The sequence below is a fragment of the Hymenobacter elongatus genome (assembly GCF_004745955.1).
Taxonomy (GTDB): domain Bacteria; phylum Bacteroidota; class Bacteroidia; order Cytophagales; family Hymenobacteraceae; genus Hymenobacter; species Hymenobacter elongatus.
On the sequence record NZ_SRLD01000036.1, the window covers coordinates 1 to 13875 of the forward strand.

A 13875-nucleotide genomic window follows, 5' to 3' on the forward strand; every position below is an offset into this window, starting at 1 on the left:
GCTGAGCCTGTCGAAGCATCTCTCCCGCTTCGTTCGCATGGTTGAGAGTACTGTTGCGGGAGAGATGCTTCGACAGGCTCAGCATGACGTCCTTTTTTCGTTTCGCTTTATTCAGGAACAAGTCTATACTCTTCCCCGCTGGCTCCCGGCGAACCACCAGCCCCGAAAACCTTGGCCCGCACCCCCACACCCAACCCGCGCCACGTGGCCGGTGCGACATAGAACGCCACCAGGAAATTACCCCCGGCGTTGGGCGTAAAATCATCGGCTCCAATGGCGGCCCGGAGCTTCTGCCGGATGTCGCCGAAAAACAGAGCCTGGCCGAAGCCCAGACCCACCTCGCCGTACACGGTTTGCTTGGTCTGGGTTTGGGCGTGGGCGCCGCGCGGCACAGCCGCCAACGTTAAGACAGTGGCAAGAAAAAATCGGGCAGTTTTCATGGCAAGCAAGGTTTTGGTGATTAGTTGGACTAAATGAACTGCCCAAAGTTCCGGTCAGGCCGGGGTCCAAAACGATGACTTGAGTTAAGAAAGCCGGCGGTTGTCCAGCAGCCGCTTACGAATCCGGCTCAGGCTTTCGGGCTTGGGGCCCAGGTGGGAAGCAATGTAGTGCTGGGGCACGCGCGCTACTACTTTGGGCCGCTCGGCCACTAGGCGCAGGTAGCGCTGCTCGGGCGTCAGATTCAGCAGCGCGTCGTTGCGGGTGCGCAAGCCCTGAAAGGCGTGCTCGGCCATGAGCCGCCCAAAACGCTCGAACACGGGCCGCTCGGCATAGAGGCGGTATAGGTCGGCGTGGGGCAGCAGCCACAGCCGGCAGGGCTCCAGGGCCTGAATGTTCTGGGTGGAGGGCACGTGGCGCAGGAAGCTGTCGTAGTCGGTATACCAGCCGTGCTCGAAAAAGAACTGCCCGGTATGCTCCTCGCCCTCTACGGTGTAGAAATAGCGCAGGCAGCCACTTTCGATGTAGGCCACGTGCTGGCAGATTTCGCCTTCGCGCAACAACAGCTCCTTCTTGCGGAGCTGCCGGGGCTGCAAGGCAGCGGCAAAGGCCGCGAAATCCTCCGCTGTCAGCGGAATCAGGGCTTGTAACTGAGCGTACAGGGATTCGGACGCGGGCATACTGCTAGGTCAAAAGCAACGGGTACTGGTCCTTTCTGAGAACACAACTTGCAGACAAAAAACGAATTGCGCACCGGCCACCTATGCTGGCTGAGATGGAGTGAGAATTTTATAAAAAGTCGATTCAGTCCCGCTTGATCTGGCGTCCGCTTGCCGAAGCCTCTCTCCCACTCCGTCAAGTGGTTCCTACGAAGCGGTAGAGATGCTTCGACTTCGCGGGCGCCAGATCAAGCAGGACGTTCTTTTGACTTTCTAAACAGCTTCATACGCTTTCCGCTATCCTGCTGCCTCTTGCAAGTATAAAAAACGCCCCACCCGACGCTAAGTCAGGTGGGGCGTTTGCTGTATCAGAACGGTGCACGGACGCAACGGTGCGTCGCTACATGTTTTAGGCGAAGGCCATATCCTCCTCGGCCACTTCGCTCACGGGCAGCACGTCGGAGGTTACCAGGTCTTTTTCCTGGCGCAGGTTGTCGATGATGAATTCCTGGCGGGCGGGCGTGTTCTTGCCCATGTAGTAGGTGAGCACCTGCTGAATCGAGCGGTCGGACTGCAGAATGACCGGCTCCAGCTTGATGTTGTCGCCGATGAACTTGCCGAACTCGTCGGGGCTGATTTCGCCCAGACCCTTAAAGCGGGTTACCTCGGGGTTGCGGCCCAGCTGGCGCATAGCGTTCTGCTTTTCCTGCTCGTTGTAGCAATAAATGGTCGTCTTCTTGTTGCGCACCCGAAACAGCGGAGTTTCGAGAATAAACACGTGGCCGTTACGGACCAGGTCGGGGAAGAATTGCAGGAAAAACGTGAGCAGCAGCAGCCGGATGTGCATACCGTCCACGTCGGCGTCGGTGGCAATAACCACGCGGTTGTAGCGCAGATTTTCGATGCCTTCCTCAATGTTGAGCGCGTGCTGCAAGAGGTTAAGCTCCTCATTCTCGTACACAATTTTCTTCTTGAGCCCGAAGCAGTTCAGCGGCTTGCCCCGGAGACTGAATACGGCCTCCGTCTCCACGTTGCGGCTCTTGGTGATGGAGCCCGACGCCGAGTCGCCCTCGGTGATGAAGAGTGTGGTCAGGGCTTCGGCCTCCTGCTTGCCCTCGCCGAGGTGGAAGCGGCAGTCGCGCAGCTTGCGGTTGTGCAGGTTGGCTTTCTTGGCGCGCTGGTTGGCCAGCTTTTTCACGCCCGCCATGTCTTTGCGCTCCCGCTCGCTCTGCTCGATGCGCTTTTTGAGCGCCTCCTTCACGGCCGGGTGCTTGTGCAGGTAGTTGTCGAGGTGCTCCTTGATGAAGTCGAGGATGAAGCCGCGTACCGTGGGCCCATCCTCGCCCATATTCAGGGAGCCGAGCTTGGTTTTGGTCTGGCTCTCGAACACCGGCTCCTGCACCCGCACCGAAATGGCGGCGATGATGGAGGCTCGGATGTCGGTGGCGTCATACTCTTTGCCGTAGTGCTCACGCACGGTCTTGACCACCGCCTCGCGGAAGGCCGCCAGGTGCGTACCACCCTGCGTCGTGTACTGACCGTTGACGAAGGAGTAGTATTCCTCGCCGTAGTCGTTACCGTGGGTCAGGGCCAGCTCAATGTCGGGGGCCTTGAGGTGAATGATGGGGTAGCGCAGGCTGTCGGCATCGGCTTTGCGGGAGAGCAGGTCGAGCAGGCCGTTTTCGGAGTAGTACTTCTGGCCGTTGAAGTTGATGGTGAGCCCCGCGTTGAGGTATACGTAGTTCCAGATCTGGTTTTCGAGGTACTCCGGAATGAAACGGTAGTTCTTGAAAATCGTCTCGTCGGGCTGAAACACCATCAGCGTGCCGTTGCGCTGGGAGCTTTTCACCGGCTTGGGGTCTTGCACGAGCTGGCCCTGGCTGAACTCGGCGGCCTTCATGATACCCTCGCGCACGCTCTGGACCAGAAAGTAATTGCTCAGGGCGTTAACCGCTTTGGTACCGACCCCGTTTAAGCCCACAGACTTCTGGAAGACTTTCGAGTCGTATTTGCCGCCCGTATTGATTTTGCTCACCACATCCACCACCTTGCCCAGCGGAATGCCCCGGCCGTAGTCGCGCACCTGCACGCGCTGGTCGGAGATTTTGATATCGATGGTACGGCCGTGGCCCATCACGTGCTCATCAATGGAGTTGTCAATGACTTCCTTTACCAGCACATAGATGCCGTCGTCGTAGGCCGAGCCGTCGCCGAGCTTCCCGATATACATGCCGGGGCGCAGCCGGATGTGCTCACGCCAGTCCAGGGAACGGATGCTGTCCTCGGTGTAGCCGTGGTCGGGAATAGCAGCAAGGAGTAGGTTTTCGTCAGCCATGGAATGTTGCGGAATTCAAATTTGAGGTAAAATAACGCAGAAAATAGAGCTTTCCCGCGCGTTTCTTTCGCTACTCAAGTTAGCAACCAGACGCTTCACAACCTATTACCCAAGCCCAAGGTTCCGGCAAAAATCAGCATTCCTTACTTTCAAGCACTCTTTTTACCCTCTTTCCTCTCCAATTACTTTAGCACTATGCTCCCTCCCGCTACCCAACACAACCTGCCGCCCTCGGGTCACAGACCCCAGCCGGAAGTAAAGCAGCGCCCCATCGTGCAGTTCACGGTTATGCTGCTGGCCGGGGTGTTGCTGGTCTACACCCTCAAAGTGCTTGACGACGTGCTGCTGCCGCTGGCCTTCGCGGCCGTATTCACGCTGCTGCTGCTGCCCATCTGCCGGTGGCTCGAAGCCAAAGGGCTGGGGCGGGTGTGGGCCATCATCATTTGCCTGCTCCTGCTGATGCTGCTGTTCGCGGGCATCATCATCGGTTTTGGCTCCCAGCTCACGCAGTTTAAGGACGAATTGCCCAAGCTCCAGGTCAAGTCCATGGAGTTCTTCGACCAGGCCCAGGAGTGGGCCCACCGGCGGTTTGGCTACCAGCCCATGACCATTGCCGACGTAAAGGAATCGACGATAAAGGCGCTGAAGAAATCGGGCGGCACCTACCTGGGCACCACCCTGAACGTGACGACCTCGGCCATCAGCAATCTGCTGCAGGTGCTCATCTACATCTTCTGCTTGCTGCTCTACCGCGACCATCTGCGCCAGTTCATGTTTCGCTTCGTGGCTCCTGATAAGCGCACGGGCGTGCTGCATACCGTCGATAGTATTCAGACCGTGGTGCAGGCGTATATCTCGGGGCTGCTCAAGGTTATCGTTATCGTGGCGATACTCAACGGCGTTGGGCTGCTGGTGCTGGGGGTAAAATTTGCCATCTTCTTCGCCATTTTTGCCTCGGTGCTGGCCGTCATTCCCTACATCGGCATCCTGATCGGGGCCACTATTCCGGCCATTATTACCTTGGTCGAAACCGGCTCGCCCTTGCAGGCCGCAGGCGTTATCGGGGTATTTGTGGTGGTGCAGTTTCTGGAAGGCAACTTCATTACGCCCATGATTACGGGCTCCCAGGTGAGCATCAACCCGCTGGCCGCTATTCTGGCCCTGATTCTGGGCAATGAGCTGTGGGGCACGCCCGGCATGATTCTGAGCATTCCGATTATCGCCGTTATTAAGGTGGTGCTCGATGCCAGCAAGACGACGGAGCCCTGGGGCTTCCTGCTCGGCGACACGGCCGAGGGCGAAGACTCGACCAAAGCCAACCCCAAAGAGCTGAGCTGGTGGGACCGAATCATGGGCCGCAAGACCAAGGAAGCCGGGTAGCGGGGCGTTGCGCCCCGCTTCTTCCGCACCCCTGCCGACTAGTGTTAGCAGGGGTATTTTTTTGGGTAACAGGCTAATGCCTCCTTCTCTAAGCAAAATTTTATAACCCGCTTTGGGCAACCCCACTGCACGGCGGAAAGTATACAAGTACAGACCAGCAGCGCACCGCTGGTTGTCTGCACTCTTACTTTCACCTAACGTCTTCTTGTTTTATGGCAATAATCACCGGAGAAACCGCCCGCGCGTACAATGACCTCGTAGAAATCAACAAAACCGCTTCCAAAGGCTACCAGGAAGCGGCGGAAGGCGTCACCAGCCCCGACCTGAAGTCGAAGCTGAGCCAGTTCAGCCAGCAGCGTGCTCAGTTTGCCTCGCAGCTCTCGCAGCACGCCCAGCAGCTCGGCATCAATACCGACGATACCAATACCGTGGAAAGCGTGCTGACCGATGCCGCCGCGGCCTTGCACCGGGGTTGGATCAACATCAAATCGACCGTGACGGGCCAAAACGACTCGGCCATTCTGGGCGAGTGCGAAACTGGCGAAGCCACGGCCCTGACCGCCTACGAAACGGCCCTGAAATCGACCGAAATACCGGCTGAAGCCCGTACCGTTATCGAAAAGCAGCACAGCGAAATCCTGACGGCAAAGAACTGGGTAACCCAGCAGAAAGGCAGCCGCTAGGCATTTGAGACTTCCTTTCAGTGAAAAGCCCGCCCGCAATGGCGGGCTTTTTTTGCGTTTGAGATACCCACGGTACTAGCGCAATCCGATAGTGCGGCGCTACCGTTTACCTTGTCTCTGCCGCTGTCTTAGCAGCACTGGTTCGGCAAACTTCCCGGCGTGCAACCATCGGGTATGTTATCTTTGTTAGTAATCTTGTTAAAGCCGTTTTGGGGGCAGGGCGCGGTAGCGGGCCCTGTGGCTATGCTGACTTCGAAACCGCCGCCGCATCTTATTTTCTCCTGAATTCGCCCCGCTTTTGTACGCTATAATCGACCTTGAAACTACTGGGGGACAGCCTGCCCAGGACCGCATCACGGAAATAGCCATCTTTATTCACGACGGCGAAAAAGTCGTTGACCAGTATGATACGCTACTGAATCCGGGCCGGTCTATTCCGTTCTTTATCACCCAGCTCACGGGCATTACCGATGCTATGGTGCGCGACGCGCCCAAATTTCACGAAGTAGCCCGCAAAATCGTGGAGCTGACCGAAGGCTGCGTGTTCGTGGCCCACAACGTGCGGTTCGACTACTCCTTTTTGAAGAAGGAATTTGCCGACCTGGGGTACAACTACTCGCGCAAAACGCTGTGCACGGTGCGCCTGAGCCGTTCCCTGATTCCGGGCCAGCCCAGCTACAGCCTGGGCAAGCTGTGCCAGAACATCGGGATACCGCTGGAAGGCCGGCACCGTGCCGCCGGCGACGCGGCCGCCACGGCCATCCTATTCGACCGGCTGCTCAAAATCAGCCAGCAGGATGAGGACCTTCGCAACCAGGCGTTGTCGCCGGCCGATACGCTGGCCTCCGTCGATGCTCTGGCTCCATCGGGCCGCCCACCCAAGGCGGCCCCGGCAACCCAGCCGGGGGCGGTGCCCGTCAAGCAGCCCAGCCCTAGGCGGCTGGCGGCGGTGCAGGAAGCAATTCGCACGGCTCTGCTGCCGCCTAATATTACACCTGACAAAGTAGCCTCCCTGCCCCAAACGGCCGGGGTGTACTACTTCCACAACGAGCAGGGCGAGGTGATTTACGTGGGCAAGAGCATCAACATCTATAAGCGTATTCAGCAGCACTTCGCCGTCGACTACAAGTCGCGCAAGTCGCTGGAGTTTAAGAATAGCATTTCGGACATCACCTGGGAGCTGACCGGCTCGGAGCTTGTGGCCTTGTTGTACGAGTCGGCGGAAATCAAGCGGATGAAGCCACTCTATAACCGGGCGCAGCGGCGGTCGGTGTTTCCGGCGGGCATTTTTCTGCGCACCGATGAAAACGGCTACAAGCGCCTGTACTACGGCAAGGCCGACGACCACGCCGAGTCGCACCCGCTCATTGCCCTCGGCAACCAGTACAAGGCCAAAGGTTTCCTGTTTCACAAAGTGGCCAAATTCAACCTCTGCCAGAAGCTCTGCGACTTGTATAAAACCCCGGGGGCCTGCTTCGACTATCAGGTGCACCGCTGCCTGGGCGCTTGCCTGGGCCTGGAAGCGCCCGAGGAATACAACAAGCGTGTGGAGGAAGCCGTGGAGAGCTTTACGTACGAGCACGGCTCGTTTGTCATCATCGGCCAGGGACGCCGGGAAGACGAAAAAACCGTCGTCGTAGTGGAGCACGGCCGCTACCTGGGCTTCGGCTACGTCGACTCGGACTTCTCGGCCCGCAAGCTCAACGACTTCAAGGAAATCATCGTGCGCTACAATGACAACAAGGACGTGCAGCAGATTATTCGGCAATATCTGCGCACCAAACACAAGGACAAAGTCAAGGTATTCAGATAGTTGCAACCCTTTCGCATCAAAAAGTCTACCTCGTGAGGGGGCAGGCTTTTTAGTTTTTACGGCGTAAATTTTACGTGCCAGACCCGGATGTTCATATAATATTAACTATATTAATTGAGCCGTTTTTCCGTCCTTTCCGCTCTCGTAAACTCCTACTGCTATGCAAACACTGTTTACAACGCCCTACCTGCAGATTTCCCATGATGGCTTCGCTCACGCCCTCGAGTTGGAGTGGCTGGACTTTGCCAACAGCGCGGAGCTGCGCACCGGCCTGGATACCGGCCTGCGGCTGGCTGAGCAGTACCACGTACGGGCCTGGATCGGCAACCTGAAGCTGATGCGCGTTATCCGGCCCAAGGATCAGGAGTGGATCAATACCGATTGGTTTCCCCGGTTTTCCCAGCTTGATATTCTGAACATGGCCGTCGTAGAATCCGATGACGTGCTCAACCGGCAGGGCGTAACCCATGTGATGCACAACGCTACGGGGCTGGCTCCGCTCAGCACGGCCTATTTCAGTCATGTAGAAGACGCCCGTCATTGGGTGCGCACCCATGCCTACGCCTTCCAGCCGCACTAAACCGGCCCGTGGGCCCGGCAATGGAGCCGCCCTCCAGGAGCGGTAAGCGGCGGGCTCTAACCCGAATAATCTCCGCAAAATAAAAAGCTCAAGCCGCGCTTTAAGCTCAATAATTACCCGTATACTGGTTTCCCGCTCTACCCTCCTTCTGTACAGATCTATTGCACCTGCCGAATTTTTGTTTCGTTCCTTTCTGCACCGTGCATTTATGGCTAATTTACTGTATCCCTCTAACGCGTCCCTGTACTTTCACAACGAGCTGGCCACGGTTATCGAGCACGCCGACGGCTATGCGCGCATCGACTGGAATCCGGTCCCGATCAGCAGCAGTTCGTTGCGGGCCGTGTATGAGCACGTGTTGCGCCTGTTGCGCAGCCGGGGTTTCTCCAAAGTTCTATCCGACCATTTGCTGATGCCGCCCATTCAGCCCGACGACCAGCAGTGGCTCATTCAGGACTGGGCCCCGCGGGCGGTGCGGGAAGCTGGCTACCGGCACTGCGCCATCATTCAGGCATACGCGGCTGCCAACCGACTCGCCACCACGCGTGTCGTGCAGCAGCTGGAGCCAACGATGCTGACAGTGCGGTATTTCGACGATAACCGGGCAGCCGAACAGTGGCTCTGCTGCGCCTGAACACCCTGAGTGCAACTACTTGAAAGTGAGGCGCAGCAGCGGTTAGCCTTTAAAACAGCCGGTGGCGTAGCAGCCAGCCCGCCGCGTCAAATTCGGTGGCAGCAGGCACGTAGCTTTCCACCTTCACGGGTTTAGCTACGCTAATGGTATTGCCGTCGCCACTATCGTACACTACCACATTGGTAGGCCTATCGGCTTGCCCGGCAACGCTTTTCAGCTCCACTATGTCCTGGCCGGCTCCGTCGTAGATTCCGACCGTCAGGCGATGATCGGGCAGACCGCGCAGCTCAAATACATCGTTGCCGCCCAACCCGAACACCTTGATGGAGCGCGTTTGGCGATAATCGAACGTGCGCTGGCCCACGAGGCTATCGGGGCGGCCTGCGTGCAGGCTGAAGTGGCTGACGCGCACCATGCCCGGCCCGGTGGGCTCGATGATGAACCGCTCGGGCTGGTCGGTGCCCGGGATTTCAATTTCCTGGGCCAGCAACTCGTAGAACCGGGCGGCTACGGCCCCGAACTGGTCGCGGCGACCCCGCAGATTTTTGTCAAACTCTGCTCCGGCTTCCGCATACACTTCCTTGGGCCACACAGCCAGCGCGTTCCGAATTACCTGGTCCGAGAGGCTGCGCTGCATCGAGTCGGCTACCTGCTGAAAGTCCTGGGCGGTGAGGTACACCAGCAACGACTTATCCAGGGGACGGGCTGCGCGGTTGAGGCCTTCCACGTCGGCCAGGCGGATTTTCTGGTGGAAGCTCTGGTAGTTAGACTTCACCCAGCCGATGATGTGGGTCAGTAAGCCGTCGTCGAACTTAAAAAAAGCGTGGTCCCGGTCGCGCGGAATGGCGCGGTAAACCGTGGCCCCGCCGGCCGCCGGGAAGCCAGCCCAGCGCCACTGATCCTCGCGGCGGCTCCAGTCGCCGAGCCACATATCGAAGAGGCGCGCCCGCAAGTACCACCGCGCATCGACTCGGTGCCGGGGGTTATAGACCAGATTGGTAAATACTTTACGGGAGCTTTCCACCTTGGCCGAGCGGCCGAAGCTGCTCACTGCCCGCTGGTCGCCCTCAGGCCGCTCCTCAAAAAGGTAAAGCGCGTTGGCGAAGCTCTGACGGAACTCGCCCAGGGCCGGGTCGTCGCCCACATACACCAGGCGCGGGTTGGTGTGGTACACGCCGGCGGCGGCGGCCAGCGGCGCCACAATGTAGGCCCCGTAGGGATTTATTACGCTGGTCTGGTCTTTCATGAGCCGGCCAATGACTCCGTCGCGCATTCCCTCGGGCAGCGCTTTGGTCGCGTCTTTGTCGACGGAGCGCAACACGTATTGCACGCCGTTGGGAGCCAGCAGGCGCAGGTTTTTAGTCTGGAAGCTGCCTCCTTCCTGCAAGGGCTTCAGGCCCCCGGGCACGGCCGTGCCCAAGTTGAAGACGGGTGCCTCCACGGGCACGGCCCAGACGCGGCGGTAGTGCTTGCCCCAGAAAAACCGGTGGATGGGCCCGCGCATATACTGCGGGCCGGCCGCCACGCGCACCGTAGAGTCGGGGCCAATGACGGGCGGGGACCCAGCGGGCGCGGCCGGAGCCGAGCAGGAGGCCAGCAACAAGACACCGCCTAGCGCAGTGGCAGCCGCGCTAGGGCTTACGAAGTGAGAAAGACGCACGTATTGAGAAGGAGAAGGAGCAAAAGAATGACTGGCCGGGGCCAATCCTGACCTTATAGCGCAAACCAGCGGCCAGCGGTTGTGCTGGCTTGGCTGTTCACCTTTATGGCGCAGCTTCGTTCAAGGATTCGAGCCGCGCCTTTCCCCGCCCCTATGACCTACCGTTTAGCTTGCTTTTTGCTCCTCTTGTGCTCTTCTGCCTGCGTTCGGCCAAGCTATTTTCAGACCGACGCCCGAGTCGACCCCGCCACGGCTACGGCACCCGACAGCGCCCGTGTGACCGTGGGGCGGCACTACCAACGTAAAGGAATCCATACTTTTTTCTGGGGCAAGCACTACCGCCACGTCTGGGCCGCGCCCGTCACGCTGCCCGTGCTGGACCTGGGCACGACCGTACCCGGGGGCTTGCGGGCCGGCAAAATGGGAGGCGGCTTCCAAAGCATCAGCATAACAGTACTCGGGCTACAGGGCCGGCAGTATGCCCTGCGCACCCTCGACAAAGATCCCTACAAAACGTTGCCGAAAGTGGCCCGCAAGTCGTTTCTGCTGAACATCGTGCGCGATGCGACGTCGGCGGCCAATCCGTTTGGGGCGTTCGTGGTGCCGCCGCTGGCCCAGGCTGCCGGAGTGCTACACACCAACCCGCGCGCCTACTATGTGCGCCCCGACGAAACCGGGCTGGGCGCTTCGGGCGGGTTATTTCAGGGTAAAGTGGTGATGCTGGAGGAAAAGTACGAAGGCCGGGAAAACCTGACGCCGGCCTTCGGAGCGGCCCGCGACTTAGTTGATAGTGACAAGATGCTGAAGGAGCGCTACGCCAACCCAACGCACCAGATCGACCAGCTGGCGTTTGCGCGGGCCCGCCTGCTCGATATCTGGCTCGGCGACTGGGACCGGCACGAGGGCCAGTGGCAGTGGGCTGTGTATGAGCAAGCGAACCGTACGCTCTACCGGGCCGTGCCCAAAGACCGGGACCAGGTTTTCTATCGGTTTAATGACGGCGTGATTCCGTGGCTGGCCAGCCGACGCTGGGCGGTGCGCAAGTTTCGCACTTTCAAGCCGCAGTACGAAGACGTGGGCGGGCTGGTAAAAAACGCCAGCTTCATCGATGAGCGGGCGCTGTCGGGGGTGAACCGGGCCCAGTTTCAGCAACTGGCGCAGGACCTGCAGAACCGTCTGACGGACGAGGTAATCGACCAAGCGATGCACCGGTTTCCGCCGGCGGTATATGCCTTGGAAGGAACACGCACTGCGGCAGCCCTACGGGCGCGGCGCGCCAACTTGCCCAAGGCCGCCGACACCTTCTACCGACTACTGGCGCAGCACGTAACGCTAGCCGGCACCGACAAGGCCGAACGCTTCGTGGTGGAGCGCCGCACCGATACGACGACAATCGTGAGCATGTACCGCCTGGTCGACAAAGACGAGAAGGCTCCTACGGATACGCTCCTCTACCAGCGCACCTTTCGCTCGGCCGAAACCAGCCGTATTACCCTGCATGGTCTGGAAGGCGAGGATATTTTTGAGGTGCATGGTGCGGTTACGCGCGGCATTCGGGTCGACATATATGGTGGCCCGAACGAAGATACGGTCGTTAACACGTCGCGGGTGCGGCACGGCGGCAAACGGACGTTTTACTACGATACGAAGCGCGGCAATTTCATCGAGCCGGGCCACGACTTCAAGGATAACACCACCACAGGAGTCGAAATGCACGCCTACGACCGGGAAGGCTACTAACGCCCGCGCATTGCCGGTCCCATAACGCAAGAGGCGCTGCCAACTACGTAGTTGGCAGCGCCTCTTGCGTGTAGTGCCTCGGAGCTACTATGCTAGCTGGCGACACTTAGCTCCTGCAGCATATCCAGCACCATGTGTTCGGTAGGCGTGAGCAGGTCGTTTTCCTGGGGGTCAACGTCGTGGCGGCGCAGGTATTCGATCAGCTTATCGGAGTGAAACAGCTCGACTACCTGCGGATGGATGTAGTATTTGCTGCACACGGTGGGCGTATTGCCCAGGCCCGAGGCCACATCTTTCACGGCCTTTTTCAGCACTTTGTCTTTGGGCAAATCGGGCTCCTCATGCAGCACGGCTTCCAGGCACTCCACCATTTTCACGGTGCCGCCCCAAGTACGAAAGTCCTTGGCCGATAGGTTCAGACCGGTTACGGTGCGCAGGTATTCGTTTACGTCCCCCGATTCCAGCTCCTGGCGGTGGCCATCGGCGGCGTAGTACTGAAACAGGTGCTGGCCCGGAATTTCCTTGCACTTCTGCACCATGCGGGCCAGCTTCCGGTCGTGCAGGCTCACATCGTGGGGCACGCCTTTTTTGCCCACGAAGCTGAAATGCACCTCGTCGCCGGCTACCTGCACGTGCCGGTCGCGCAGCGTGGTGAGGCCGTAGCTCTTGTTCTTCTTCGCATATTCCTTGTTGCCGACCCGGATAAACGACTGATCCATGAGCGTGAGCACCAAGGCCACTACTTTCTCCCGGTCCAGCGTGGGGCGCTCCAGGTCCTGCTGAATATGCTGGCGCAGCTCGGCCAGCTTCTCCCCAAAGGCCCGCAGCCGGCTGAACTTGGTCAGGCTCCGGGCCTGGTCCCAGGTAGGATGATAGATATATTGCTTGCGGCCCTTGGCGTCGCGCCCCGTCACTTGCAGGTGAGAGTTGGCACTGGGTGAAATCCAGAGGTCGTTCCAGGCCGGGGGAACCACGAAGCTGCCGATGCGGGCCAGGGTTTTCTCGTCGGCTATTTTCTCGCCCTTGGCATCGAAGTAGCTGAATGTGCCAGTGCGGCCGGCTTTGCGGGTAATGCCGGCTTTGGTATCGGGCAGGTAGCGCAGGCCGGCCAGCTCGGCCTGGCGGGCGGGGTCTTTGTAGAGGATGTGCGCCTCTTCCTGGGGCGGCAGGTGTTTTTTCTTGGTTTTGGGGCGGGGAGCAGTAGTGGGCATGCTGGCACGAAATGAGCCGCCAGCCGAAGTTGGCGCGACGGGTTTCTGTCTACGCAGAAACCCCGTCCCAGGCTACACCGCTGCATTTAACCCCGCGCTCTATCTTTGAAGCTGTTTAGGAAGTAGCTAAAATCCAATAGAACAGGAAGAATACTTACGGAACCCGAGTAAGGGTCATTGCAGTGGGAATGGTGAATCCTACTACATTTGGAGTGTTCAGTGAAACCGTGCCCATAGTTTCTTTTAAAGAAAAGCTTAGCTGATTGGGTGTATTTGGATTAATAATAAGTTCCGCACTACCGCTCTTCTGTTTCGTTTGATCCATGAATCCCATAACTAGCCTCCATTCTTCCCGCGGAATTGTTAACAGAGACCATTCCTTAGGAACGCTGGGTGATTTCGTGAACGTCTCTTCTATAACTACACCATTCTTCGCATACGAATGACGCCCTAAAATAACAGAGTAAAGTTTCCCATTTGGGGCCGGATAAGCGTTGTCACGAGTGAGAACAATCCGAAAAACATCGGTTCCGGAATGCCATTCCCAGGTTCCCAGAAAGGATGAGGCAAGTGGCAGCACCTGATTTCCCCCTCCAGGCGCTGCTTTGGCAGCCGAGTTTCTTTGAGCGAAAGAACTCGCGCTTAGCGCCAACAACAATGCTAGAAGCAGTGCATTTTTCATCATATTATAGCTATTACTGATACCGCCCATTTTTATTTATTTTCACCAATAGCTCTCCCA

12 protein-coding genes are annotated in these 13875 nt (G+C 58.6%); 6 read left to right on the top strand and 6 right to left on the bottom strand.

The genetic code is table 11. From position 1 onward, the window contains the following. Nucleotides 1-107: 107 nt before the first annotated feature. The 3 genes from E5J99_RS16120 to E5J99_RS16130 form a co-directional block, all read right to left on the bottom strand. Entirely contained in the window at nt 108-440 is a 333-nt protein-coding gene (locus tag E5J99_RS16120) for a hypothetical protein (RefSeq protein WP_135498848.1), read from the bottom strand. 84 nt (nt 441-524) lie between these two features. Further along, nucleotides 525-1118: a Crp/Fnr family transcriptional regulator gene (locus E5J99_RS16125; RefSeq protein ID WP_135498849.1), complete on the bottom strand. Its 594-nt coding sequence runs from the start codon at nt 1116-1118 to the stop codon at nt 525-527. Nucleotides 1119-1506: 388 nt separating this feature from the next. After that, the gene (locus E5J99_RS16130) at nt 1507-3432 is read right to left on the bottom strand and encodes a DNA topoisomerase IV subunit B (RefSeq protein WP_135498850.1); all 1926 of its coding nucleotides are present in this window, start codon (nt 3430-3432) and stop codon (nt 1507-1509) included. 195 nt (nt 3433-3627) lie between these two features. Here E5J99_RS16130 and E5J99_RS16135 point away from each other — a divergent pair, with 195 nt between their 5' ends. From E5J99_RS16135 to E5J99_RS16155, 5 genes are all read left to right on the top strand, one after another. Then, nucleotides 3628-4812 carry an AI-2E family transporter gene (locus E5J99_RS16135; protein ID WP_135498851.1) on the top strand — a complete coding sequence of 395 codons (1185 nt, stop codon included), beginning with the start codon at nt 3628-3630 and terminating at the stop codon, nt 4810-4812. 212 nt (nt 4813-5024) lie between these two features. Continuing rightward, a complete protein-coding gene (locus tag E5J99_RS16140) occupies nt 5025-5495 on the top strand; it encodes a ferritin-like domain-containing protein (RefSeq protein ID WP_135498852.1) in 471 nt (156 codons plus the stop codon). A gap of 298 nt (nt 5496-5793) precedes the next feature. Beyond that, nucleotides 5794-7308: an exonuclease domain-containing protein gene (locus tag E5J99_RS16145; protein ID WP_135498853.1), complete on the top strand. Its 1515-nt coding sequence runs from the start codon at nt 5794-5796 to the stop codon at nt 7306-7308. Nucleotides 7309-7468: 160 nt separating this feature from the next. Then, the gene (locus E5J99_RS16150) at nt 7469-7888 is read left to right on the top strand and encodes a hypothetical protein (RefSeq protein WP_135498854.1); all 420 of its coding nucleotides are present in this window, start codon (nt 7469-7471) and stop codon (nt 7886-7888) included. Between the two features lie 208 nt (nt 7889-8096). Continuing rightward, a complete protein-coding gene (locus tag E5J99_RS16155) occupies nt 8097-8522 on the top strand; it encodes a hypothetical protein (RefSeq protein WP_135498855.1) in 426 nt (141 codons plus the stop codon). A gap of 49 nt (nt 8523-8571) precedes the next feature. On the opposite strand, the gene E5J99_RS16160 is transcribed toward E5J99_RS16155, so the two are convergent. Then, complete coding sequence (locus E5J99_RS16160) at nt 8572-10182, bottom strand: hypothetical protein (RefSeq protein WP_135498856.1); 1611 nt, start codon at nt 10180-10182, stop codon at nt 8572-8574. A gap of 153 nt (nt 10183-10335) precedes the next feature. Here E5J99_RS16160 and E5J99_RS16165 point away from each other — a divergent pair, with 153 nt between their 5' ends. Next, nucleotides 10336-11922 (top strand): hypothetical protein, encoded by a 1587-nt coding sequence (locus tag E5J99_RS16165; protein ID WP_135498857.1) that lies wholly within the window; start codon nt 10336-10338, stop codon nt 11920-11922. Between the two features lie 92 nt (nt 11923-12014). Here E5J99_RS16165 and E5J99_RS16170 read toward each other — a convergent pair whose 3' ends face one another. Both E5J99_RS16170 and E5J99_RS16175 read right to left on the bottom strand, forming a co-directional pair. Beyond that, nucleotides 12015-13133 carry a DNA topoisomerase IB gene (locus E5J99_RS16170; RefSeq protein WP_135498858.1) on the bottom strand — a complete coding sequence of 373 codons (1119 nt, stop codon included), beginning with the start codon at nt 13131-13133 and terminating at the stop codon, nt 12015-12017. A gap of 154 nt (nt 13134-13287) precedes the next feature. After that, nucleotides 13288-13818, bottom strand: coding sequence for a DUF6705 family protein (locus E5J99_RS16175; protein ID WP_167852183.1), 531 nt, complete (start codon nt 13816-13818; stop codon nt 13288-13290). Nucleotides 13819-13875: the final 57 nt, after the last annotated feature.

Coding starts and splice junctions, on each gene's coding strand:
- E5J99_RS16155 (WP_135498855.1), top strand. CDS start 8,097: ATGGCTAATTTACTGTATCCCTCTAACGCGTCCCTGTACTTTCACAAC.
- E5J99_RS16135 (WP_135498851.1), top strand. CDS start 3,628: ATGCTCCCTCCCGCTACCCAACACAACCTGCCGCCCTCGGGTCACAGA.
- E5J99_RS16130 (WP_135498850.1), bottom strand. CDS start 3,432: ATGGCTGACGAAAACCTACTCCTTGCTGCTATTCCCGACCACGGCTAC.
- E5J99_RS16165 (WP_135498857.1), top strand. CDS start 10,336: ATGACCTACCGTTTAGCTTGCTTTTTGCTCCTCTTGTGCTCTTCTGCC.
- E5J99_RS16120 (WP_135498848.1), bottom strand. CDS start 440: ATGAAAACTGCCCGATTTTTTCTTGCCACTGTCTTAACGTTGGCGGCT.
- E5J99_RS16175 (WP_167852183.1), bottom strand. CDS start 13,818: ATGATGAAAAATGCACTGCTTCTAGCATTGTTGTTGGCGCTAAGCGCG.
- E5J99_RS16150 (WP_135498854.1), top strand. CDS start 7,469: ATGCAAACACTGTTTACAACGCCCTACCTGCAGATTTCCCATGATGGC.
- E5J99_RS16125 (WP_135498849.1), bottom strand. CDS start 1,118: ATGCCCGCGTCCGAATCCCTGTACGCTCAGTTACAAGCCCTGATTCCG.
- E5J99_RS16140 (WP_135498852.1), top strand. CDS start 5,025: ATGGCAATAATCACCGGAGAAACCGCCCGCGCGTACAATGACCTCGTA.
- E5J99_RS16170 (WP_135498858.1), bottom strand. CDS start 13,133: ATGCCCACTACTGCTCCCCGCCCCAAAACCAAGAAAAAACACCTGCCG.